A 25,590-nucleotide genomic window follows, 5' to 3' on the forward strand; every position below is an offset into this window, starting at 1 on the left:
ACTGTCCTGTGATCGGTCACGCCCAAAAAACAAAGGCAGCCCCAGGGAGCTGCCTTTTTAAATGGAATGTGGCCGTCCAGCGCTGTCACTCCATGACAGCACTGCCTTGCTTTGTACCTGCGCAGCACAGCTGAGCGGGCGCCGTCTGTTGCCAGGTGTTGAGCTGGAGCCGTCTGTTGCCAGGTGTTGAGCGGGCGCCGTCTGTTACCTGGTGGCCTGCTGGCGCAGCTGGTACTCGCGGGTGATGAGCGCGATCAGATCTGTGGCGGTGCGGCGGTCGATGAACGGAGACTGGGCAATGACGCCGTCGCGGCTGTCCACAATGGCAATCATGTGGCCGTAGCCCATGAGAGTGCGGGCGTCGTAATCGTTTGAGCTCAGAATGATGCCGGTGTCGTGCTGGCCGTTGACCTTGAGGCAGATGCGGTTGCCCACATTGCTCTTGATGCGGCCGTTCATCACCTTGCTGTCGGGGCGCTGGGTGCACAGCAGCAGGTGGATGCCGGCGGCACGGGCTTTGTTGGACAGGCGGGTGAGCATGTCCTCAAAGGCCTTTGCCATTTCGCCGCTGGTGATTTCTGCAAACTCATCAATTACCAGCACTATGCGCGGCATGCGGTTACGGCCATGCTCGCAGGCCCGGGCGTTGTACTCATCTATGTCGCGTATGGATGAGCATGAGCCCTGCTGCTGCTTGATCTCTTTGGTCAGCGATCTCATGAGCTTAAGGCGGCTTTCCATCTCATCAATAATGTGACTGAATGCCGGGCCGTATGCATCAGGGCTTACCAGCACTGACTGGGTATGTGGCAGGTCAGCAAAGTCATCAAGCTCGGCTCCGCCCTTTGGGTCTACCAGATAAAGCTGCAGCTCCTCAGGGGTATTGGTCAGAACCATGTCCATGATGAGGGCATTGAGCAGGGTGGACTTGCCTGACTTGGTGGCACCGCCTATCAGGGTATGCGGGGAAACGCCTCGGAGATCAAGATAAACAGGGGCGCCGTCGTTGTCGCTAAGACCTATGAGATAGCAGCTGTTAAAACCAGTGCAGGTATGGCCCTGCCAGATGAAGTTATCCACATTGAGTCTGCGGCTTCGCAGCAGGGACAGATAAGGCACAGGACGGCGTTCATTGCCCGGCCAGCTGATATTGAGCTCATAGGCATGCTGCACACTGCGTACAGCAATGAGCTTGATGCCGGCATCACCTGTATACAGCTTTTCACTCAGGTCGAGGATCTTCCTGCTGCTCAGATCGTCATGGCCGCTAAGGCGCACACAGGCACCGTTAGGAGTCAGGGTACTGCTCATGACATCAGCAGGCAGTCCGGCCTTGTGCATGCACTCGACCAGGGCTGCCACAGCATGATTAAGCCCCTCCTGACGTTCAAGGCCGTCCTGCTCAACAGTCACATCCTGCTCCACGCGGCGCACATAATCATCAATGAGTGGATGCTCGCTCCAGAACCTGACCAGGGCAAGGCGCTCAGGCTCCGTAAGCAGCTCAGCCGCGCTCTGTCCGGCCCCGCCTGAGGCGGCATCATGGTTATTACCATGGCCACGGTCGGCCGCGCCGCCGCTGTCGTCAGCTGCAGACTGCTTTTCCTCAAATCCTGTAGTCAGAGGTGGGATGACCACAGTCCCGTTCTCCTTTGCCTTGAGCACAGCCTCCAGATTGGCCTGAGCCCTGGTCTTTCCCGGAGCCCTGGTCTTTCCCGGAGCTGCCAGGTCGATATCGCAGTACATGCCCCCGCCGTCGCTGCTGCCGCTGTGAGGACCCACTCCCGGGTCCTGGTCAATGTCATTAATCATGGCGTTTGTGCCTGCACCAGCGCCTGCGCCTGCGCCGGCAGGAGCGCCGTCACCTGAGCTCAGGCCCAGCCTGCGCAGCCTTTCAAGCTGCTCATTGTGCAGGACGGTCAGGTCTTCGTTGAGCGAAGCGGCCGAGAGCGTGGCTCCTGAGATCTGATTGTAGGCATGGTTCTGCAGACCAATGAACTGAGCCGGCGCACCAGGCTCACTGCCGCCCATGCTGACAGCGCTCAGGCCGGGCTCAGGGCCGTTGTCCTGTTCACTGAGCACGCCGGCCCTGAGTTCATTCTGGCCACCACTGAGATCATCAGTGATTTCCATGACCGTGTCGTTACGACCAGGCACATCATGGCCAGAGCAGGCATCAGCATCAGCGCCTGAGCCGGTACCTGAACCGGCAGCAGCATCAGCGCCTGAGATAGTACCTGAACCGGCAGCAGCGCCTGCGTGGTCGCCAGAAGTGAGTTCAGGCTCCTGATCGTTATGAGTAACGCTGCTGTTGGCTGCAGCAGCAGTACTGTCTGTGACTGAGGTTGTTGCCGCAGCCGTGGCTGAAGCTGACTTCGCCTTAGAGGCATCTGCAGCGGCTGAAGCTGTAGCTGATGCGCGGGCGGCGGCTGAAGCTTCAGCTGCAGCTGAGGCGGCCGTGGTGAGCGGGACGCTCAGGTCAATGGCAGGGTGGTCCTTGATGGTGTAATGGCGGCCCAGGGATGACAGGCGATCGATGCTGTCATCGGGCATGCGCAGCTCAAGGTCCGGCAGCTCAAAGCGGCGGCCTGACTCTGTCTGGTGGCCGGTATCGCGGTGCCACTGACACAGGTCGCTGAAGATCTTTTTGACATCTGAGCGGTTCAACACAATCTGCAGCACCTCGAAGGCATTGTCCTTATGGCCGGCCTCAACTCTGGCCGTGGAGGTATTGTGGCCTGCATCGCTGTTGCACTCGCAGACTGCGGAAATGCCGCTGACATCCACCAGCACATGGCCCTGGTTGATTTCATGAATGACCTGCTTGAGGCTGTCACTCAGAGCGCTGGAGCGGGCGTTGCAGTTGTCGGCAATCATGCTGGTAAGGCGGGTGAGCAGCTGCATGCGGTCAGCCGTGCCCTTCTCAAAGGCCGAGTAGAACATGTTGGCCGTTTCACTGGCCTGCCTGATGGACTTCTTGCGGGCCTCAGGATCATTTTGACTGAGGAACTTGGACTCAATGACCTGCACGGCCAGCAGATACTGCCGGCGGCGGCCCGGTCCGGCCTGAGTACCATCGGCGCCGTTGACGGCCGCGCCGGCACCGGCTGCGTCAGCTGCGGCAGTGCTGCCGGGCAGGCCGAAGATCTGCAGGGCCAGGATGTCGGCGCGCTGCTGACCGTTGAGAGCAAAGATGTGAGCGTAGTCATCAAGAGAGAGGAACACGGGATGATCCATGGCCTCAACAGGATCCACGGCCATGTTATGGCCATATTTTGCGGCATGCTGTCTGAGCACGGGCTCGGATATGAAGCGGGCCATAACCGTACCGGCCATTTCCATGGTGTTTTTCCAGCGGTTTTCAGCACGCAGCAATATGCTGCCTGAGATGTCGGCAGCCCTGAGTCTGATGACATCAACAAAGTCACGGGCCCTTAACATGTGGCCACGGGCATCAGGATACAGGCTGGCGTACAGATCCTGGAGCCAGTGACTGGTCCAGGCACGCTCAGCTGTGGAGGACACCAGGAAGTGGACATTATGGTTGCGCAGATGACGGTAGTAGACCAGATGCCTGTCCTTCTGACGGAGAATGCTGCGGCATGGCAGCTCATCGATAAAGGCTGCAACCTCGGCCTTGCTGTGCACCTCATCGAGCAGGTTCTCATCAGGATCCTTGAGGGTCATGAACGGAAGGGTCACCTCAAAGAGCTCGTTGTTGCCGCCAGGGGCGCCGGCGCGGGCGCTGCTGACGCCGCCATGGGCGCCCATGCCGGCTGTGCCGGCGGCAGCGTGGGCGCGGATGTGGCGGTCGAGGCGGCGGCACTCGTCCAGGCTTACCTGGTTTTCGCTGAGCAATGCAAGGGAGTTGCACAGGCGGATGCGCTCGGCTGTGAGCACATTGCTCACGGCACAGCGGCGAACGCGGGCCTCTGATGACTGATCAAAGATATTGCGGCTTACTGACGAGGCGGCAACGGCGCTGTTGTCAGCAATGGCCGGCAGGCGGGTTCTGACGAAATCAGTGCGGGCGCGGGAATCAAAGCTGTAAAAGAGCACACCCAGGTCAGCAATGCGGCTCATGTCATAGCCTGACATGGTGCTCTGAGCACTGATAAGACCGCTCTCCAGGGCATTGCGGTTGAAAAAGCAGCTGTAAGTGCCGGTGGCATCATCGCTGTTGACCACAGGCAGTACGCTTACCTGTACCCGGTCAGAGCTGGTGATGCCCTGCAGCTGACGGCTGCTGCGCAGCATCTCAAAGCAGCTGTAGATCTTCTGCGAGTATCTGATGTCGCTGACAAAGAGCAGATGGAAACGTGTGCCCTTGAGGCCCTTGAAGTCTTTCAGGCGCTGGTAAAGCAGCTCCGCCAGCTCAATGTCAGGGCAGTCTCTGACCATGACAGTAAAGAGCTCAGGGGTAAAAGGACGTCCTTTGACATAACTGTCGATAAAGCTGATGACCTCATCGGTGCATACTGATGGAGGCACTGGCGCTGACGAACCTGCAGGCATGACAGCAGCTCCGCTCCTGCTCATGGCGTAAGCAGCACGCAACGGGCGGTAGACCGTATAGCCTGAGGTGTACTCGGAGGCAACCAGCAGCTGTCCGCGCTGATCGTCGCGCAGGGCGCACAGATCAGGGGCATCAGGCGAGTTGATTTCTGCAGACAGGATGTCCATGCAGCGGCGGGCCTGCCAGGCTGAGCTGCTGTTTCTGACTTTGCTGACAATGAGGTCGCACAGGCGCTCCATGCGGGCGGTAAAGCCACGCATGCTCTCTACGGTAAAAGGAGTTGCCACGGCACTCAGACCATCGCTGCCCTCAGGATAGGCCATGCCCACCTGCAGCAGCGCTCTGAGCAGCTTGTGCAGCGGATCAATGCAGGATCTTAAGGTACTTGAGTCGGCAATGACATCATGAATGCTGTGCTGGAGCAGGGCATAGTTTACCGACAGAGCATGAGCATGCTCATAGCGCAGCTGGCACTTGCTCATGATCTTAAGACAGTCCATATACTCACTGGTAAAAGCTTCCCACTGCTCTTTGAGAGCAGTAATCCTCTCAGTCAGAGAGCTGTCGGCATCGGCAGCCCGGCCTCTGAGCACCTCAAAAAGATCCTGGGCCTGACGGCTCAGATCAACGGCATAAGCGCCTGAGAACATGCTGCTGCTGCCGGGCATGGTGCTCTTGTTTTTGAGGGTCATGCTGAGAATTTCATCTTCAGTCTGACCGAATATGCGCTGACGGTAGGTACCGCGCAGCAGACGCTTGCTTTTGCTTCTGGTGAGACATGACAGATCGGTGCTCAGATGAACAGGCACGGACTTGTCCATCTTCCAGGAGAAAGAGAGCTTCTCCTCTCTGGTGCTGTTGCTGAGCTTGACTATGAGGAAGAACTTGATCTCATTGTCAGGCGTGGAGCCCTTTTTCGTTGATGATTTGCCTTTTCCTTTGCGCTTGGCCGGTCTGGCCGCAATGAAAGCGCCAAAGTCAGTGAGCGGATCAGGCAGCTGCTGGCTGCCGGCCTCGACCTCGGCACTGGCTGTGCTGACAGAGCCGGCGGACGCGCCGGTGGTGCTGTCAGCCTGGCGAAATGGCAGGCTGATGACAAAGATGTCGCCCAGCTCCTCTTTGAGGCGCCTGAGATAAGGGCCAAAGCGCATGCTGAAATAGTGACCGGCATGCTCATTGAGGTTTCTTATCTGATTGCTGGTGAGATTGAGCTTGAGGGTAATGCGCTCAATACAGGTACCGTCCTGACAAGGGAAGTTGAGCATGAGCAGACGGGCCAGTGAGAGCATGAAGTTGTCATCAGTGGCGCTCTGGATGTTGTAGATGCGCTTCTGCCAGTCCTTGTCGATCCTGCTGTCAGTCTGGATGTGGTTGCGGTGCGCAAGGTAAAAGTTCTCAAGCTTTTCCTTGTCCTCATCGCTGAGGCTTTTGATGCCGGCATTGGCCAGAGGCTTGATCTCAGCCTCTTCGGCGGCGGTAATGTTCTCAGACTCGTCAGTGATGTTGTCACGGATGAGGCTGGCCGTCTGGGCCCACAGTTTCTGGCTGGACTGGCGGCGTTCGCTGCTGCCCAGCAGATTTTCCAGCACATCCTCCCATTCAAGAGTGCACAGCAGCTCAAAAGCCCGGGTCAGAGCATCTCTGTCCCGGGCCTGCAGGGCGGCAAGCCAGTTGCGGATCAGGGCATGGCCTCCATAAGTCAGGCGCTCTCTGTCCTCCTGGCGGCGCCAGAAGTTGTTCAGATAGTTTTCAGCCATGGCCTGAAAGTCGAGATCTTCGCCCTTGCTGTCACGGCCCTCCTTAAAGCTGCTGCGGTTCCTGAGCACGGCGGCAGCGGTGGAGCCATGCCATGACTGGCTCTTCTTTCCGGTCTTGCTGAACATGTTGCTGTCAGCAGGGAATGAGAGCACCTGCAGGCTCTGGCCAATGATCTGCTCGAGCGATGCCGTGCTGCCGGCACTCTGCAGTCCCCTGATCACGGCACAGGCATAGCGGGCCAGATGGTAAGGATTGCTGACATAGTCAGAGCGGTCGAGCTCATTGAGCACCTGAGTGATGATGTTTTCATCGTTTTTGCTGTCAGCTATGGCAATTTTGAGTTCGGCGGCCTTTGCCTGAACAAAGGCAAAGGTATTGTCGACAATGCTGCGCATCAGAGCCTTGTTGTCTATGCGGCAGTTCTTGTGACCAAGGGTGTCTGTGTTTTCGGTGGACAGGGCGGCACACAGGAGCTTGCGGCCGACGGCAGTGGTATTGCGCGCATCAGTGGCGCTGAGCTCACACAGCCATGGCAGATCATCAGATCCGCTGGTGATATTGCGGCTGTTGACGGCAAGACAGATGCACCGGGCACGGTCACTGTCACTCCAGTTGCTGATTTCAGGGGCGGTAAGACGCTGCTCCTGAGTCATGGAGCTGTAGCACTGTGCGCCCATGGCTGCAAGTCTGTCACAGATAAGTCTTATGTACTCTTCCTTGAGATTGACCATGACCACAATATCAAGGCCGCTGTTGCCACCACGATCGCTTAAGTACTCCTCACGTGATCCCGGCAGGAAGTCGAGCACACAGCGCATACCGGCAAAGGCAATGAGCTCGGAGGTGAGATTCCCGGCGCTGGCATCAAGAGCCTGCTCACTGCGGCTTTGCTCCCATGAGGATCTGACAGCCTCAAGGGCCGCACTCATAGGCTGACTTAGCAGGCACAGATCACTTAGCGGCCTTTCCTGATCTTCAGACCAGTCCGGCTCGCTCAGATCAGCCACACCCCCTGCGGATGCTGCCGCAGCTGTAACCGCCGTCGCATCGGCTGTCGCAGCAGTCACCGCAGCCGCATCGGCTGCCGCAGCAGCTGTCGCAGCAGCGCCTGCCGGGAGGCCATCATCTTGCGCAGCTGCCATAAGACAGGTACTGGTATGCAGGAATGGAGTGAGTTTCATAACAGATAATCTCCCGGTGGGATAACAAAAGGAGCAATAAGACAGTAGTAATCTCGGCAATCAAACCCATGCCGACCCGGCCCGGCCATGCACAGCCCGTCCTTGCACAGCCCGGCATTGCACAGCCCAGCCTTGCACATCCTGGCCATGCATAGACTGGCCTTGCACAGCCTGGCCTGCACAGCCTGGCCCTGCCGGAGCAGGCATCTGCAATGCCCGGCTGAGCCAGGATGCCCGGCAAATGTCAGAGCACTTACCTGCACTGGCTGTATGAGCCATAGACAGGGCCGGACTGATGGGCAGGGTCCATGCTTCAGGCCGTATGCGCTCTTAGTGGCACAAAGGTACTGCTGGACGGGGAGTTGAGGCCCGCATCAGGATGGAAGTCTGATGTACTCACACTCGTCGCTCAGGACCAGCAGCATGTTGAGACGGGCCAGGCTGTTTTTGAAATGCTTTTCGTTGGCGTCAAAGTCATCTCGTCTGATGTTGAGGCTTTCATCCGGACTTGAGTGATAGTCATAAGACTGCTCAGGGCCGATGACGATGTGGTAGCGCTCATACAGGGTTTTCATAAAGTCGCTGAGCTTCATGTGCACGGCTTTGCGCTGTCCCAGTACTGTCAGAACCAGAGTGCGCAGCATGCGGTCGGTCATGCTGTAGTACATGTGGCTGACATTGCGGCTTGATGAGCACATGCCTATGTTCTTGATCAGGGATCGGTGGACGTATCTGGTGTGGCTGCGGTTTTTATCCAGGTCCTCAACTGTGTTTTTTATGAAGTCTGCGCAGCTTTTGAACACTCCCGGATCAAAGTCATCAGCTTTCGGGTTGAAGTCATCGATGCCCCGGTTAAAGCAGGCATGACGAATGACATAGAGCAGATCTTTCTGGGCGTCGTTCAGATCGCCATCCTTTCTCAGGAAAGGACAGGCAAGGTCAATGAAGTTATTAAGACGGTAGCGCACACTGGCATCACGGCTTACCGACATCAGTTTGTTGTTTTCATCAAGACGGTTGTGAGAGAGGCGGGCAAGGCCACGCAGACCGGCATCTTCGGCACACAGCACCAGATTGATGTCATCTGTCTTTTTCTGAGTAAGGCTGACAGATCGGCCCTCACGGGCAGCCTGCTGTTCATACTCATGCAGGCCATTGCAAATCTTCTGCTGCTGCTCAAGCAGATAGACAGCAAAGTTGAGGGCGACCATGCGGCTTAAATGCATGAACATGTCCTGCTTGTTGATTTCCCATGACAGCAGGGCCTCAATATCTTCTCTTAGCCTTGTAAAGACCGGCAGGAAGCGGTAAGGCAGATAGCGGGTATCAGTCCTGTCAACAATGCCGCCATCCGGAACTTTCAGAGCACGCAGAGCGCTGCTGCGTTCGTTATAGTCCTTATAGGCAATTGCACTGTCCTGAAATGCTCTGACCACCTCGCTCTCATCGCAGCTGCAGGACTGTCCGTTAATGACTTTATACTCACTGGCATTGATGAGCATGGCAAAGCGCGCAATCTGATCCTGATCTTCAAAGAAAGTCTTAACAAGGTGTCGACCAACATCTTCACAGCAACTGTCAGTCGCGCAAACTGCAGCCTCAGCATTACCGCTGCCAGTACGGCATTCAGTGTTTTTACACCCATGCATGGAGGCCTGCTGGTCTGCACAGCAACTGTCAGTCGCGCAAACTGCAGCCTCTGCATTACCGTTGCCAGTACGGCATTCAGTGTTTTTACACCCATGCATGGAGGCATGCTGGAGAGCGTAGTCGCGCTGCAGCATGGTGTAGAGTATGTGTCCCTGACCGGCCATGATATTGGACTTTCTGATCCCTTTCTTGTCGATCTCGGTAAAGATGGTGCTGATGCCGAAAGGGAAAAGGAAACGTGTCGACCAGTCATGGTCGGAGTTAAGGTCAATGGAGCTGCAGCGCAGCAGGCTTACGGCACGGGCAAAGCTGGCAAAGCCTGATGCGCCGTTATCCTGGGTAAAGGCTTTTCGCAGTCTGAGCAGGGTGTCATCATCAATGCATACAGAGTCTTCAGAAGTACTGGCAGCATCGCTGTCGAACTCAGAGGATTTGTCGCCGGATTTGCCCGTGGAGCGGTTGTGCTCGTTAAAGCGGGTCTGCCATTCTTTCCAGCAGGCCTCATCGTTTTTGTTTCCGATCGAGATGGTGCCGGTGAAGGGATTGTTAAAGACAATGCGGCGCAGCAGCAGACGGCGGGCTCTGTTAAAGACGGTGCTGCCATACTGGCTGCAGCACTGATCACTGAGAGGAGCAGCAGGATTCTGGGATGCCAGCACCTGCAGCAGTTCGAGCATCATGTGCTCAGGGGGCTCATCTTCATGCAGGGCATAACCCAGATACTGACCACGCAGTATATAGTTGACGCCCTGGTTGTCATCAGGCCAGCATGGCATGCGCTCACCAAGAAAGCAGTCTTCCTGCATTCTGATCAGTGCTGCAATGGCATCAAGGGCAGCCCGGCCTGCATCGCTGTCATCAAAAATGGCCTCAGCCTGCTCCAGAGTGGAGGGCAGCATCAGCTTGAGCTCCGTATCACCGGCCTCAGGATTAAATTTGTTGGCGCTCTCGCGTCGAATGCGATCGGCATAATCATGGTCAGAGGGCTCAAGTCTGGTAATGGTGCAGGCGCTTAAGCGCTCTTGTGGAGAGGAGTAGGTGGTCATAAAGTCTTCCTGAGTTATCTCAAGCCCTTGTCATCTGTGCAGACTGCGGCCTTGCCTGTTATCAGAGCTGCAGCGTGCAACTCCCGTTATCTGAGTAAGTACCCGGCCTACTGGCCTCATGGCTATAGGAGTCGGCCATCAGCATCTCTTGCCTGTTATTGGCTCCCCGCCCGGGGCAGCCCCGCCCGCAGCAATGTGCAATCGGCGTTGCAGGCCGTGAGCTCAAAGTTGCTCGCAGTCATGCAGTTAATAGCCGTCATGGCACGTCTTGCAGCAGGTCATGGCAGGCCCCGGCTCACTGGTCTTGACTGCAGCAAGACCGTTTGCAGCAGGTCATGGCAGGGGCCCTGCTCACTGGTCTTGACTGCAGCCAGACCGTTTGCAGCAGGTCATGGCAGGCCCCGGACCACAGGTTTTGACTGCAGCCAGATCGTTTGCAGCAGGTCACGGCAGTGCCCCGGCACACTGGTCTTGACTGCAGCCAGGCCGTACTGCCTGGTCATGGCAAAGGTGCTGGAGATGCTCGGTCACGGGCGCGGGCGCCGTTGGAGTGGATCGTTGCGTGTGTGTGGTCATGCAGAGCCGGTTGTTATGAGGAGGCGGTGAGCTTGCCCTGTTCGTTGATGACGCAGAAACGCAGGGTGCTCAGATCGTTGTCGGAGCTGAGCTGGCGGCCGTCTTTGCCGGCCCTGAGGCAGCGCAGCTCCCTGATTCTGTGGTCGAGGTGATCCTTGAAGATGTTGATGGCATCGCTGCATTCCTGAGTAAAGGAAACTGCACTCATGCCTGCACCCAGTGACATCAGGTAGCTGAACAGTGAAGGAGTCAGAATCATGCTGGCTGCCGGAACCGGGCTGTATCCGTTAATGAGGGCCGCAGGCGGGTATGAGACCCGGCTGTCCGGGACACAGGATGCCTGGTACTGAGAAACCTGATCTGCAAGCTCTTCAATCCTTGTGAGGAAGCTTTCCTCATGGTCGGTCAGATCCCCGTCTTCACTGCGGCGTCTCAAGTAAGGAACCATTTCCTCAAGCTGCTTGTACAAAGGGAATTTTTCCGGAGCGTCGCCAAAGATGTTCTTAAAGCGTTTCTTGTCCTTGTGGCCTGCAAATACCGAGGTAAATGTGTTCAAAAGATCCTGGTCTTTCTCAAGAGCACGGGCCAGAGCCTGATATTGATCGCTTACGTCATCTGCAGCACCTGCACTGCCGGCGGCACTGTCGCCGACATAGGGCTCATTACCGGAGCTGAACCAGGAAAAAGCAGGCAGGCCACGGCTGTCCTCAAGCAGGCCGGAGTTGATGAGCTTGATAACCCCGTTAAACTGCGAGGAAGTTCCGTCAAAGAGCAGAACATAACGGTCTGGATGAGGCAGCACGCTGTAGGCGGCCGGATTGATTCTGTTATTGGTGGTGACGTAGACATGCTTTTCGCTGTCGAGCACCGGCAGAGCGGTAAAGGCACAGTTAAGGCCATTGAGCAGCTGTCTTACCATGCGGGCCATGCTGTCATCAGTAAGGTCAAAGCTGGTGCGCAGATGTCGTTTGAGCTCCAGGTACTGACGGCCATATCTGATGTCGCTCAGATCCCAGATGCTCTCACCAAAGACATCCTGCCGTGTTCCGTCACCAGGCATTGGCATGGTGAAAAAGAGCTGACGGCGCAGAGCGCTCACCACCTTGTTGATGTCCACTGTATTTGCAGCATCATCATCGTCCATTGAATTCTTGCGGCACAGCTGCAGTGCCTGCCTTAGCACTTCATAACTGCCAGTGACATCAAAGTCAGGATTGCTGACAGTACGGGCATACAGCCGCTCCAGAGCCTGTCTGCGGATCGACTGCTCATCACTGATGCCCGGCACCGCACCAGCAGCGTCTGCTGTGGTGGCATCGGCGCTTAGGCTGCAGTCGCGGTCGGCACCGCTTAAGATAAAGCTGTTGATAAGGTGGGTAGCGTTGCTGCCCGGGCCGATGCGGCGCAGCATTTTGAACAGGTCTACATAGTCACCGGTAATGTCGGTGCGCCTGAGGTTAAGGCCGAGCAGATTGTCAAAAGGTGAGCTGCGTCGGGCGGCTTTTTTGCCGCTCCTGCGCTCGCTTTCAACGTCATTGCAGCAGGTCTTGCAGGTGTAGCAGCGATCGGAGCCGGACTGCTCGTTGCGGTTTCCGATAATGGCATTGCTAAGCAGTATCTGCATGCGGCGCATGTTGAGCTTCATGCCTTCATCATGAATGATCTCAAAGACATCGCACAGATTGCTCTGCACATCTTTATCCATGAGCACCTTGCGGTTGGCCCGCACCGGGCAGTCCTCAACTGCCTTGCAGGCACTGCAGTTTTCCCATGCCGGATGTTCGGTCAGGGCAGTGATGATTTTGAGCACGCCATCGCGGTCCATAAGGTCACTGAAGGACAGCAGTTGCATAAAGGAGCTCTTGAAGGTCTGCTCAGTGAGCATATGCTCCTCAATGTTCCTGACCACGTTATCCATGTCAGGAGCAAGCTCAGGGAATATGCTGCACATGCTGGAGCTGTCATCCATCTCTCTGCAGGTCTGAAACAGACGCAGAATACGTCCCTTGTTACCGGCCACCAGGGTAATCATGAACTGCCAGCCACCTTCGGCTGCGCCATCCCCGGTACCTGTAGCGCGTCCACCCGCACCAACGGCACTGGCAGAGCGGCCACCCACACCATCTGCACCGGCACAGCTGCCGCACACACCACCGGCACCTGAAGAGCTGCCTTCCTCCCCACTGGCACCTGCCAGCATCTGCGCTCTGAGTTTTGCGGTGATCCGTTCAAAGCCGGCGGCGGTCTCGTCAGCCGGGCAGTCATGAGCGGCCAGCAGAGCGGTCTGCTCGAGCATGTTGATGAGCAGGTGATTCTCTGCACTGGAGACATCAATGCCTGAAAGGTCAGTGACTATATTGAGCTTTAAGGACAGATGGGGCAGGCAGACACTGGTGATGTGATTTACTGCAGTGCTGTCAGGGGAAAGGTATACACAGCTGCTCTCAATGGCATTGCCTTCGGCGTCGACAGTAAAGGACATCACTCTGTCATTGAGCACCAGACGCCAGGCGGATTCGCTAAGACCAAAGAGCTCAGGGGCGGTACACACTGAGCGCAGGAAGTAGGTCTTGCCGTCACCGGCATGTCCGGTGATAAAGAAAAAGCGTGACTGTCTGTTTTGCAGACAGCTGCGCAGGATCTGAAGGTACTTCTCAAGGAGTGGCAGAGCAATATCAATAGGATCAAGGGTCCTGTAGTTGTCGTTCTCAGCTCTTTTCTCATCCTGCTGATTGCTGGAGTTCTTGTAAGGGCCTATGGACTTCAGATGGTTCAGAAGCTTGTCCGGACGATTTTTATCTTGAGAGTTTTGAGCCATGATTGACCTTGAGCCTGTAGAAGGTAACGGGACCACAGTGAAGTGGCCTTAAACCTGTAGAAGGTAGCAGGACCACAGTGAAGTGGCCTTGCACCTGTAGAAGGTAACAGGACCACAGTGAAGTGGCCTTGAACCTGTAGAAGGTAACAGGACCACAGTGAAGTGGCCTTAAACCTGTAGAAGGAAACGGGACCACAACTAAGTGGCCTTGAGCCTGTAGAAGGTAGCGGGACCACAGTGAAGTGGCCTTGATGCAAATGTGATGAAAATGGAAGCTGGAAGCGAAAAGAGTTTGATCGTAAGGAGCGTTGCTCCGGGATAAACAGACATATGGCCAGGGCTGTTACAGGCAGCACATACGCCAGCAGGAACATGCTGGCACCGGCAGCAAATATGCCGGCACTGGCAGAGACATTCACAGCCTTCCTGCAGCGTCGAGGGCTGCGCACCATGACCTTGGCAGAGGGTGCAGGTGCAGCGGCATAAAGACAAATATATGCAACGTGATGGCTTTTTGCTTTTACCTGGCAGACGGTGCGGGCGCAGACACTGGAGCCTGGCAAAGGCCTGGTAACAAGGGGCAGGAGAGCACAGGTCACAGGCTGAGGGGCTCAGGTCATATGTTGTAACTTAGTGTACCAGCAAAGAATAACTTCAGGAAGGTCACAGCCTTCGGCTCACCTTCTGAATGTAAGCAAATCTGGCACTGGTCACAATTTGTCCATAAAACGGCACTGACACGGCATCGGTCAGGCTCCTGCACGCTCAAAGCATGATTTTGCACTGGGCCGCAATACGACCTTTTATTCAGTCAAATGTCATATATGCAAACACCAGCCTCCACAGTTCCCTGAAGCAGGACGCAACTTGCTGCCAGCCTTCAGCTCAGAACAACGAGCCGATAACATCCAGAGCGCCTGTCAGTGAGTGTTCACCAGCAGCACCTTCCGAAAGCATTTTTCTATGAAGGCTGGGCGAACAGCCTGCTCTGCCTGCCCCCAATGGTTACAAGAGGCACTGTGGTAAGAATGGGCGCCATAGTCATAATGGGAGCGATAGTAAAAATGGGCAGCATAGTCAGAATGGGCGCGGAGCCTGGTAAGTGCAGCCATGACGGCCGGAGATGCCGTGGGGCGGAGATGCCGTGAGCCGGATATGCCCTTGGCCGGAGCTGCAGGGACGGCCTGGCGTCCAGTGGTACTCAGTCAAAGGGAGTTAAGACTGAGGCAGCAAGTTCCATGGGGATGTGCAGCGGAGGTTGCTGCTGCTGTTGCAGCTGCGGCTGCAGCTGCTGATGGGCAGTCAGGCGGCCGGGCAGGCTAAGTGGTATGTGTCGTATAAGGACATGCCTGATGTCACAGAATGTGTTGTTAGTCCTGCAGGAGATAAGGCTCAATCAATGGGCATGTTATAATCAGCAGGATCGGCCTGGCGGCCCTGCAATTGACCGTGGGGCGGTCAGAAAGGCTTAATCAGAGCAAATACAAGGAAGGATTCTATGTCACAGGAATATTGCCAGGATGGCGGATGCACTTGCGGTTACTTCTCCAGTGAACCTGCTTATACTCCACCGGGTGTGGATGGACCTGGTCCTGGTGATGCCGACTGGGGCTGTGTTTTTGGTGCCGGCCTTGAGAATTTTGATCTGGAATCTGCCCTTCATGGCCGTGGTCCGGACAGTGAGCATGACTGTCTGGTAAGAGCACTGGCCCCTGTATTCACTCTTATTGAGCGTGGACAGGTGCATGCTGAGGTAACTCTTGCCTATGTGCACTGCAGACCAACTCCTGCAGGCCATATTCTCCACGGCGGTACCTCTCTTGCGCTGGCTGAGACTGTGGCCGGTGTGGCTTCCATGGCTTTATGCGAGCCCGGCGAACACCCTGTAGGTATGAACGTGACAGCAAGTCACGTCTCCATGGCCCGTCTTGGTCAGAAGCTCAAAATCATATGCACATCCCTGCATAAGGGTTCAACCTCTCATCTGTGGAACATTGATATAACTGATGAGAATGGCAAGATGATTTCAACTGCCCGCGTCACCAACGCCATTATCAAAAAGCTTTAATCATCTGATGCGCGTATGCAGACCGCAGGCTTTGCATCCTGACCTGTGGCTGCTCAAAAAAAAGCCCTGCAGCCCGTGCAGTCCTTTCATCAGTCACAGTCATACGATGTGGTAAGCCAGGACCTGATACCATGACGAGTCTTTGCTGTCTGCTTCAGCCGCAGGTCTCGGCTGCTGCCTGGAGGCACGTGCCGGCTGCGGCTGCGCAGGTCGGCTGCAGCTCAGGCACCGGCCGGGTGCTTTTCAGGGGCCGGCCGGAATGCAGGTAACGGCTGGTGCACGGGCGTGCCTGCATGCATGTGTACGGACACCATGGTGCTTTGACATGCCGTGGTTTGCAGTGGTGGCAGGCCGGAATTAACTGAAAGTGGCCGCCTCTGACTGTGTTGCTGTTGAAGTGACAGACCCCGTTAAAGCGGTCCGTAATGTCTATTAATTGCTGTTTATAAAAGACTTTAGTGAGGATAAGGTGTCTTCTGCTGTTGTTGTTGATAATGATTTGGTGCTGGAGGCAGCAATTGCCCTTGGAAAGTCTTTTGCTCTGTATCGACTGCCCAATGAGGATGAGCCATATCTGATGGTTCAGGATGGCGGCGATCTGATTACTCCTGGATCTTTTGAGGAGCTGGCTGACAAGTCAGGCTTTCTCATGGCTCCATTTAATATCAGCACCAGCTCACCAATGATGGTGCTGCGTCCTGATCACCTTATCAGGGGACGTGAACAGATCAGCAGCTATCTGCAGAGCCTGAGTGCTGAAAGTGAGGTCAGCGCCTGGCTTGAGCGTTACGCCGGCAGTGCTGCAGCTGCCACAGCCAAAGACGCAGCTGCAGGCCAGAGTCAGAGCTCCCTGAGCACAGGCGACAGCAACAGCAGCTGTACCGCCCCATGCTGTTTTGCTCAGGATCATGAGCAGCTGTGGGAAGAGCAACAGACTCTGTACCGTCGTGACTTTGAGGTCTTCCATGAGGCACTCAATTCCCACCGTTTTGACAAGCTGGTACTTTCTACCCGCAAGGTACTAAAGTACCGTCCTTTCCTTGCTTTTTCCTCCTTTGATCATGCCTGCTCACTCTATAGGCGCATGATGGTATCACTGGTAAGCTCTCCGGTAACCGGTACCTGGCTGGGGGCCACACCGGAAATTCTGCTGCGTGGCCGTGATCAGCAGTATCAGACCATGTCTCTGGCTGGAACCATGATTAACAAAAGCCATGACTGTTGCAATGAAAATGATCCATATGATCTGAGCGAGTGGTCAACCAAAGACCGTCAGGAGCAGGAGTATGTCACTGACTACATCAGGGAAGTAATAACCCCTTATGCTCAGGACATCAGAGAAGAAGGCCCTTACACCACCATGGCAGGTCCGGTACGTCATCTTCGTACTGACTTTGCTTTTACTTTCAGAGATGAAAGCCGTCTTGGTGAGCTCATTGGCCGCCTGCATCCAACACCAGCCGTCTGCGGCCTGCCAAAGCAGGAGGCCTATTCCTTTATTGTTGAGCATGAGAGCATTGACCGTCGCTACTACGCGGGCATGCTTGGACCGCTCAACCTCAGCGGCGACAGTCAGCTTTATGTAAACCTGCGCTGCATGGAAATTACTTTCCCTGAGCCTGGAAGCAACCAGTGTGTTCTGGCCTCATGTTATGCCGGTGGCGGTAATCTGCGCCAGTCTGTATGTGAGTCAGAGCTTACAGAGGCATGCAATAAGATGCGTGCCGTCACCTCAGCCATAGTCAATCCTGCCTCGGAGGCATAAATGGCAAATTATTCAGTAAAGAAGAACGTGCTGCAGCTGGTAGCACTGATGATAAGTCATGGCGTGAAGAGGGTAATTTTATGCCCGGGAAGCCGTGACATCCCGCTGGTGCAGACCATATTGAGCTCAGGAAAGTTTGAGACCTGGTCAATCACTGACGAGCGCAGTGCCGGCTTCTTTGCTCTGGGGCTGGCACAGGAAAGAAATAACCGTGAGCCTGTGGCTGTAGTGGTTACTTCAGGCTCTTCGCTGCTTAATTTACATCCGGCCGTAAGTGAGGCCTTCTACCAGCAGATTCCGCTGCTGGTCATTTCAGCTGACCGTCCCAAGGCATGGATTGGTCAGATGGATGGACAGACCCTGCCACAGGAAGATGTATTCCGTACTCTGGTCAGGAAGTCAGTTTCTCTGGTTGAGATTCAGAGCCCTGAGGATGAGTGGTACGTAAACCGTATGGTCAACGAAGCTCTGCTGGAGCTTGATCATCATGGCAAGGGTCCGGTACATATCAATGTTCCTATTTCTGATCCTTTCTTTGATTTTTCAGTAACTGAGCTGCCTCATGCCCGTGTTATCCGTCGTTATGACCTCAATTCATACCGTCAGCTTGAGTTGCAGCAGCGTCTTTATGACGATCAGAATCCTCTTGATGTGGATCTGGAGCAGGAGCGCCTTAAGCAGCTGGAATCTTTTAATGCCTTCAGATGCATGACTTCAGCAGGATGCGCAGACCACTGTCACGGTGATTGCGGCAGGACTACGGCAGGCAGTGATGCCTCATGTTCAGACTGCAATAATTACGGCTCTATGGAAAGCTGGGCTCAGGCACTGGCTGGCTACCTTGCCCAGTCAGGCAGCATCATGCTGGTGGTAGGACAGAGCCTTGATGGTCTGTCCTGTGGAACCAGTCACCAGCTGTGGACCGATCTTTCTTCATCCATGGTGGTTCTGGCTGAGACCATTACCAATGTGGAATATGCCCATGGCATATGCACTCAGGTAGATCTTTTTATTTCCGAGCTTTCTGTAGCTGCTCCTCTTATTGCCGAGGACAGGGCAAACTCTCCTCGTTCTGTTTCCTATGCCCGTGCACTTACTCCACCTGATCTGGTTATTACAGTAGGTGGTCATATCATCTCGAAGAATCTGCGCCGCTTCCTGAGAACTCACAGACCTGCAAATCACCTCCATGTCAGCCCGGATGGCAGCATAGCTGATCTGTTCAAGTGTGTAACTGGTGTGGTAGAGATGGATGGAGATCGTTTCATCAAGGTTCTGCACCGTGCTGTAGCCATATTAAAAGAGCGCCATCCTGTGGACCTGAAGGCCATTATGGAAGGTGCTGCTGAGGAGTGCAAAGTCAATCCAGTGGCTTCATGCAAGTCCACCGTGGAGACTTTACGCCGCCTGATGCGCAATACCCGTCATACTCTGCCTGATCTGGCACGTTCCCGTGCGCTTTATGCCTCGCTGGCCAGGAACCTCATGAGTGTGATGTGTACTCCAGGCTTTGATTTCTCCCACATGAATGCTCTGGACAGACTGATGTCATGTCTGCCGGACAATACCACTGTCCATCTGGCTAACAGCTCAACAGTTCGTTATGCTCAGATTTTCGGCAACCGTGGCCATCAGGACCGCAACATTACCGTGCTGTCCAACCGTGGCGTCAACGGTATTGAGGGATCTCTGTCCACTGCCATTGGCTATGCTTCAGCAAGCAGCAGGCTCAATGTCATCATCATTGGTGACCTGAGTTTCTTCTATGACATGAATGCCCTGTGGAATGAGTATGTTCGTTCCAATGTACGTATTCTGCTGCTCAACAATGGTGGCGGCGAGATTTTCCATGCACTGCCTGGTCTGTCACTTGATGAGGCCGGCAAGAAATATGTAACTGCGCAGCATCATTCTCAGGCTAAAGGCTGGGCTGAAAGCCGTGGCTTTAAGTACATCAGCATCAGCAGCGATGATGAGGTCGATGCCGCCCTTGATGCGCTCATTGCTCCGCTTGATACGACCGACAAACCTGTGATGGTAGAGTTCTTTACCCGTGCTACCACAGATGCGCTCACTCTGGGCCGCAACAGCGTTGAGGCCCGCCGCCGCGCCTACGAGGCCCTGGTAAAGTAACCACGGAAAGACCATAGCCAGCCCGGCCACGCATGGCCGTGCCATGCTGCGCCTGACCTGGCGGCGCCATGCATGTCCGTCTGCCGTCCTGCCCTCATGGCTGTCAGCAACCGGGCATGCCACACCACGCTGCCACGCATGGCTATCATGGCCGGTCAGCAACCGGACATGCCAGGCCACGCTGCCTTGTTGAGCCTTGCCATGGCAGGTCGGCAACCGGGCATGCCACACCACGCTGCCTGGCTGTGCCTTGCCATGGCAGGTCAGCAACCAGGCATGCCATACCACGCTGCCTGGCTGTACCTTGCCATGGCAGGTCGGGAGCATTCAGGGCACTTAGGGCTCAATCAGCCGGCGTAAGAGCAGGGAACAGGCCCGCAAAGGGGCTGAATGTCATGATTTCCTTAATTTAACGAGACCAAACTTATGTCACAGACAAGAGAATGGAAGACCATCAAAGAATATCAGGATATTCTTTTTGAGTTCTTTGAGGGCATTGCCAAGATCACCATCAACCGTCCACGCTACCGCAACGCCTTTACCCCAACTACCACTACCGAGATCTCTGATGCTCTGTACTACTGCCGTGAGTGCCAGGACATCAATGTTATCGTTCTGACCGGTGCCGGCGACAAGGCTTTCTGCTCCGGTGGTGACATGAATGTTAAGGGCCACGGCGGCTATGTTGGTACTGATGGTGTGCCTCGTCTGAACGTACTTGATGTACAAAAGCAGATCCGTTCCATGCCTAAGCCAGTTATTGCCATGGTTAACGGTTTTGCCATCGGTGGCGGCCACGTACTGCATGTAGTATGTGACCTGTCCATTGCCTCTGAAAATGCTATTTTCGGTCAGACCGGTCCACGTGTTGGCAGCTTTGATGCCGGCTTTGGTTCTTCCTATCTTGCCCGTGTGGTAGGTCAGAAGAAGGCCCGTGAAATCTGGTTCATGTGCCGTCAGTACAACGCTCAGGAAGCTCTGGAGATGGGCCTTGTAAACAAGGTCGTGCCATTTGACAAGCTCGAAGATGAGGTTGTTGACTGGGCCATGACCATGATGCAGCACAGCCCTCTGGCTCTGCGTATGATCAAGGCCGGCCTCAACGCAGAACTCGACGGTCAGGCAGGTATCCAGGAGCTGGCCGGCGATGCCACCATGCTCTACTACATGACTGAGGAAGCTCAGGAAGGCGGCAAGGCATTCCTTGAAAAGCGCAAGCCTGACTGGAGCAAGTATCCTAAGTTCCCTTAACAGGAAAAAGTGCGTCTCTGCGGAGACGCATTTTTTTTCACTTGACCTGACCACTCCCGATAACAGTCAGCCTGCAAGGCCAGCTAGCCCATGCCTGTCCTGGACAGACCAGGCATGGGCTAGCCTGGACTGCCTGCAATGTAACCCGTCATACTCAAATTCAGGTAATGAAAAAGCCCGTTCCGCTAAATGGGGACGGGCTTTATAAAATGCGTTATAAAATGTAAAGGATTATGTCTGCTGACAGGGCGGCAGGGGCGCTCACTGGAAGCTACTGATCGTCGCGAGCAGCCATTGAGCGGGCGGCAACACGGTCAGGTTTGCCTGTACCTGTTAAAGGCAGCTGTGGCACTCTTACCAGAGCACGAGGCTTCCAGTATTTTGGTATGTCAGTAAAGAGCAGCTCCAGCTCTTCTTCATTGAGGTCAGCTTCGGTATCAGGGAGCTGATAGAGCATAACAGCAATGTAGCCAAACTGATGATCAGGACGGGAGCTTACAATGCTCTGGCAGCCACGCAGACGTGGATGCTCTGAGGACAGTTCTCTGATACGGCTGTTAAGCCACTGCTCTATTTCCTCAATCTGAAGCTTTACGCCACCGCTGTTAATGACATTGTCACGTCGTCCGAGAATGCGGAACTGACCTGCGTCATTGAACTCGACAATGTCGTTGGTCTCAAGTACTGAGCTGTTGACCAGAGGGGCATTTACAATAAGAGTGTTGTCCTCACCTGCAGTAAGGGTTACCTGATCAAAAGGGGTATACCAGCTGGATGCCTCAGGTCCGCTCAGGCGGCGCAGGGCAATATGGGACAGAGTTTCTGTCATGCCATAGGTGCTCCAGACAGCACCTTCAAATGAGGCGAGCTGTGCGGCCAGATCACTTTCTACAGCGCCGCCACCGATGATCAGATGTTCGACAGCCTTAAGACGGCGGGCACTGTCAGGGTCTGCAAGGCCGTTTATTACCTGCATGGGAATCATGGCGGCAAAGCTTACATGAGTATCATCATGCAGCTCGGCAGCCGGATTGGAGCATGGAGGGACAAGGAGCAGTTTAAGTCCTCCGGTAAGGGCGCGCACTACCATCATCTTTCCGGCAATATAGCCAAGCGGCATGCACAGAAGAGCACTGTCGCCGTTGTTGAGGCCAAGGAAAGACAGGGTAAGGCGGGCGCTGTTCATCATGCGCTCCTTTTCTACCATAATTACCTTGGGAACACCGGTAGAGCCTGAGGTTTTGACCTTTATGACGTCTGAGCTGTCAAACCACTGTCTTAAGAAGACAGCAAGGTCATGCTCAAAAGAGCTGACACCATGGCGGGAAATCATCAGCTGCTCAAGATGGCTGGTACCGTCAGGTCCGGCTATGGCATCTGCAGCGGTAAAGCTCTCATCACCAAGGTAAATAATCTGTTTGCTGATATCAGTTTCAAAGTTCACATCCACCTCTCAATCCTGAAGTACAGTTTTCATTCAAAAAGCCAGACCTGGCTCAGACTCCTGAACAGTCGTGGGTCGCTGGTGCCTGCTTATCTGTATTGCCAACAGCACCATGACAGCCTGAGCATAACCTGTCAACCGCCATATCCAAAGCATATACAGCCTGTAGCCCGGCCATTTTTCCGGCCTGATGGCATCAGCCGCCGCCATAAGGCGCAACCATGCAGGTTACAGCAAAAATAATCTTGATCTGACGTCTCAAGCCCAATGCAGCCAGCTACAGGCTATCGGCAACATGATGACCTGCAGTTCATTACCATGTGACTGACTTTTGGTTATGCTCCTGCAGTGGGGGTGACATCAGGTCCTGAGCGGACCTGCGAGGGTATATCCGCTTTGGCAAAAGCTCAATCCCCCCCAGTGCCTGCAGGTCCATTTATCAGACAGTGTTGTGAGGGCATCTGCAGGTCCCTTTATCAGTCAGTGCTGTGGGAGCAGCTGTATTCAGTAGTAAAGATACGGGCTGCGCTGCTGGCAAATAGATTATGCAGATAGTCGCGGTAGTTGATCATCTCAGGCAGGGAGAGATTGCAGAACAGGCGTGCATCCTTAATATACATTGGGGTATTGAGGTTATTGGTATACAGAGCACCTGTACCAAGTCCCTGAGGCATGGTCAGCTCCTCGGTAGAGCACCACTGAGCCAGGGCGTTTAAGCCGATGGTTGACTCAAGAGCGGAGGTCAGCCAGTAACCGATACCTCGCTCAGAGGCAAGTTCAATCCATTCTCTGGTTCCGGCAAAGCCGCCATGCAGGCTTGGTTTTATGATCAGGTACTGAGGCTTGATGGTATCGATAAGCTCAATCTTGCGCTCACGCTCATAAACACCAATGAGCTCCTCATCAAGACCAACAGCAATTGGAGAACTGGCGCACAGCTCTGCCATCTGCTGATACTGGCCAGCCTTGACTGGCTGCTCGATAGAGTGCAGGTGGAAATGGCTTAGCTGTTCGAGTTTAGCTGGAGCCTCCTCAACTGAAAAAGCACCATTGGCGTCAACACGCAACTCGAGCTCCTCAGGAGAGAAGCGCTCACGTATATAGGCGAGCAGCTCAAGCTCACGGTCAAAGTCGATTGCGCCAATCTTGAGTTTGATGCAGCGGAAACCTTCGGCAATCTTGTTTTTAATGCGCTGCCCCATAGTCTCGAAGTCACCCATCCAGATAAGTCCGTTAATCAGGATGCCTTCTTCATTGCGGCTAAATGGAGTGTCCCAGAGCATGAGATCAGCCTGGCCCTCATGAAGACCGCTAACGAGCTGGCGACGCATATGGGCAAGCATGCCCTCAAGGCCAAAGAGCATGGAGGGGTAGTTGAGGAAAGCTGAAGTGTCAGGGGTAAAGCTCAGCAGCTCTTCATTGGTCTTACAGGCCAGCAGCTCTTTGAATACTGGGGCAAAGAGCTCCTTGAGCTTGCGCTCATAGGCAAAAAGACGCTCATCAAGATCAGCTCCCATGGAAAGGAAATCAGAGCTCAGATCAGGCAGGGGAGCGCACTCACCAATGGACATGCGGTTGCCGTGTTCAAAGACCACATACCATACAGTATGGGTATAGTAGGTACCACGAGAGGTCATGGCCGGCTCTTTAAACCTGAGATCATAACGATAAATATCAGCTTTGGACTGCATTGGTCTCTCCCACAAATTATCACTGTCCCAGCATGCAGACCATGCATGCCCCATTACCTGAGCCTTCATAACACTCCTTAAGTTTCTGCACCCGTCAACCCGGACGTCAGCCCGCGTGGCCCACCACATCCTCTAGACTCTCAAAGCCATTGCCAGCCCCAAAAGCAAGGCAGACCGTATGGCAAACCGCAAGGCATACAGCATGGCCGACCGTATGACCGATCGTATGGCTGACCGCAAGGCATACATCATGGCTGACCGTATGTCCGACCGTATGGCGGGATTGCGGATTGCTGGCCACTCAGGCCGGGAAGCGGACTTGGCAAGCAATCAGAACAGGCTGACATGGTATGCATTATGGCGGGAAGAACGGTAGTTCCGGTCAGCAACAAAAGTTCTGCTGTGGCGGCTGCACTGGTTCAGTCAGCAGGTTAATACTGAAGACAGTTTGTTCCGCTCAATAGCTTTGATACAGGCAGGACGGTGTGTTCAGTCGATGCCCTTGATTAGTGATGAGTCTGGATAGCTCATGCAGAGAAAGGTATACCTGTCTCTGGCGTATCGTTCCATTGTACAACCAATATATGGACGTTCAGGCAGGGAAGGTTCTGACAAAAATGCGCGGCAAAACAGGTATCAGGAAATCTGACTGTAAGGCACATGCGTCAGCACTGTCGTAACGACTAATCAAAAGCATGCTACTTCAAGCAGTGCTGAGCGGTTCTGCTCTTAGTATGACAGCAGCAACAGGGGGGCCGATCTGTTGAGACACGTCAGTTATGCAGCACGCTGACAGGAGACTTGTCATGTAGCACTGAGGTTTGCTGATCTGTAAATGCAGCTTAGATGTGGCATCCATCTGATCTGTAAAAAGTCCAGCTTCATAAAGAGGTACTGATCGTGAAACGTCTGGCTTTATAGAGAGTTGCTGATCTGTTCAGTCAGTTGAATGGGGCGTACTGGAGAGCTGTGAGGAGTAATGATGTACCAGAGGCGGCTGAGCTGACAGTAGCTTTCATTAAAGCTAGACAGCATGGGACAGTGACTGGAGCACTTCAGGTTGAGATTTTGCGTGCGGTTCCACCATGTAGAGATAAGGGAGGGGCAGGGTCCAGCCACAAAGCTCAGGGAGTACGGGGCTCCCTTGTAGCAGAAGCTGCGGCGTCAGCTGCAGCTGCTGCCTGGGGGAAGGTGCTCATCTGCAAAGAAAGTCAGGATTTATACAGACAGGGGCGAACGATCAGATCAGTGGCGGGATGATGAATTTGCAGGAATCTGCTGGGGTATTTGAGAGGTTAGGGGGGATTACTGACTTTTTTGATGGCAAATGTACCATTTTATGTCAGGCAAAGCGGATATCAGAAAAAAATATTTTGAGGTGTGATTTGTATCACAAAATCGCATATTTGTCGGGTTTTGTCCCTCCCGTAAGCAGTAGAATATTAAGTTTCGTTTAAATTTTTTTAAAAAAGCTGTTGACGTGGGGCTGGAAATCATTAAAATACGTCTCCGCTGTCACGCACTGAGGCGTGAAGCTGCAAAAGCCCGGCGCTTTTGAGTTCTTTAAAAATCAGTAAGTACAGACAATCTGTGTGGGTTCTTTAAGTTAAGAACTTTGAGTTTTGCCAACAAACTGGCAACTGGTTACAGTTGCACTTCAAACGAATCATTAAAGTGAAGAGTTTGATCATGG

Annotated in this window: 10 protein-coding genes; 5 read left to right on the plus strand and 5 right to left on the minus strand. The window is 54.5% G+C overall.

Annotated features, from left to right (window positions below; all coding sequences use genetic code 11):
* Window positions 1–204 precede the first annotated feature (204 nt).
* The 3 genes from MXE41_RS10950 to MXE41_RS10960 all read right to left on the minus strand — a co-directional run bounded on the left by MXE41_RS10950 (window position 205) and on the right by MXE41_RS10960 (window position 13,545).
* A complete protein-coding gene (locus MXE41_RS10950) occupies window positions 205–7,455 on the minus strand; it encodes an FtsK/SpoIIIE domain-containing protein (RefSeq protein WP_247100512.1) in 7,251 nt (2,416 codons plus the stop codon).
* Between the two features lie 374 nt (window positions 7,456–7,829).
* Entirely contained in the window at window positions 7,830–10,151 is a 2,322-nt protein-coding gene (locus tag MXE41_RS10955) for a hypothetical protein (protein WP_247100513.1), read from the minus strand.
* A 589-nt stretch (window positions 10,152–10,740) separates the two neighbouring features.
* Complete coding sequence (locus MXE41_RS10960; RefSeq protein WP_247100514.1) at window positions 10,741–13,545, minus strand: hypothetical protein; 2,805 nt, start codon at window positions 13,543–13,545, stop codon at window positions 10,741–10,743.
* Between the two features lie 1,498 nt (window positions 13,546–15,043).
* On the opposite strand from MXE41_RS10960, the gene MXE41_RS10965 reads away from it, so the two are divergent.
* The 4 genes from MXE41_RS10965 to menB all read left to right on the plus strand — a co-directional run bounded on the left by MXE41_RS10965 (window position 15,044) and on the right by menB (window position 20,762).
* Complete coding sequence (locus tag MXE41_RS10965) at window positions 15,044–15,613, plus strand: PaaI family thioesterase (RefSeq protein ID WP_247100515.1); 570 nt, start codon at window positions 15,044–15,046, stop codon at window positions 15,611–15,613.
* A 469-nt stretch (window positions 15,614–16,082) separates the two neighbouring features.
* Window positions 16,083–17,378, plus strand: coding sequence for a chorismate-binding protein (locus MXE41_RS10970; protein ID WP_247100516.1), 1,296 nt, complete (start codon window positions 16,083–16,085; stop codon window positions 17,376–17,378).
* Window positions 17,379–19,511: a 2-succinyl-5-enolpyruvyl-6-hydroxy-3-cyclohexene-1-carboxylate synthase gene (locus MXE41_RS10975; protein WP_247100517.1), complete on the plus strand. Its 2,133-nt coding sequence runs from the start codon at window positions 17,379–17,381 to the stop codon at window positions 19,509–19,511. It begins immediately after the preceding gene.
* A 426-nt stretch (window positions 19,512–19,937) separates the two neighbouring features.
* The gene (menB, locus tag MXE41_RS10980; RefSeq protein WP_246978591.1) at window positions 19,938–20,762 is read left to right on the plus strand and encodes a 1,4-dihydroxy-2-naphthoyl-CoA synthase; all 825 of its coding nucleotides are present in this window, start codon (window positions 19,938–19,940) and stop codon (window positions 20,760–20,762) included.
* A 271-nt stretch (window positions 20,763–21,033) separates the two neighbouring features.
* Here the strand turns inward: menB and MXE41_RS10985 are convergent, their stop codons facing one another.
* Window positions 21,034–22,206 (minus strand): AMP-binding protein, encoded by a 1,173-nt coding sequence (locus tag MXE41_RS10985; RefSeq protein WP_247100518.1) that lies wholly within the window; start codon window positions 22,204–22,206, stop codon window positions 21,034–21,036.
* A gap of 476 nt (window positions 22,207–22,682) precedes the next feature.
* The gene (locus MXE41_RS10990) at window positions 22,683–23,897 is read right to left on the minus strand and encodes an o-succinylbenzoate synthase (protein WP_247100519.1); all 1,215 of its coding nucleotides are present in this window, start codon (window positions 23,895–23,897) and stop codon (window positions 22,683–22,685) included.
* Between the two features lie 178 nt (window positions 23,898–24,075).
* Between MXE41_RS10990 and MXE41_RS10995 the strand changes: the two genes are divergently transcribed.
* Window positions 24,076–24,273: a hypothetical protein gene (locus tag MXE41_RS10995; protein ID WP_247100520.1), complete on the plus strand. Its 198-nt coding sequence runs from the start codon at window positions 24,076–24,078 to the stop codon at window positions 24,271–24,273.
* The last annotated feature ends 1,317 nt before the right edge of the window (window positions 24,274–25,590 follow it).

It is taken from the genome of Anaerobiospirillum sp. NML120449, from assembly GCF_023051105.1.
Taxonomy (GTDB): Bacteria; Pseudomonadota; Gammaproteobacteria; order Enterobacterales; family Succinivibrionaceae; genus Anaerobiospirillum.

Coding starts and splice junctions, on each gene's coding strand:
- MXE41_RS10955 (WP_247100513.1), bottom strand. CDS start 10,151: ATGACCACCTACTCCTCTCCACAAGAGCGCTTAAGCGCCTGCACCATT.
- menB (WP_246978591.1), top strand. CDS start 19,938: ATGTCACAGACAAGAGAATGGAAGACCATCAAAGAATATCAGGATATT.
- MXE41_RS10960 (WP_247100514.1), bottom strand. CDS start 13,545: ATGGCTCAAAACTCTCAAGATAAAAATCGTCCGGACAAGCTTCTGAAC.
- MXE41_RS10995 (WP_247100520.1), top strand. CDS start 24,076: ATGGCAAACCGCAAGGCATACAGCATGGCCGACCGTATGACCGATCGT.
- MXE41_RS10990 (WP_247100519.1), bottom strand. CDS start 23,897: ATGCAGTCCAAAGCTGATATTTATCGTTATGATCTCAGGTTTAAAGAG.
- MXE41_RS10965 (WP_247100515.1), top strand. CDS start 15,044: ATGTCACAGGAATATTGCCAGGATGGCGGATGCACTTGCGGTTACTTC.
- MXE41_RS10975 (WP_247100517.1), top strand. CDS start 17,379: ATGGCAAATTATTCAGTAAAGAAGAACGTGCTGCAGCTGGTAGCACTG.
- MXE41_RS10950 (WP_247100512.1), bottom strand. CDS start 7,455: ATGAAACTCACTCCATTCCTGCATACCAGTACCTGTCTTATGGCAGCT.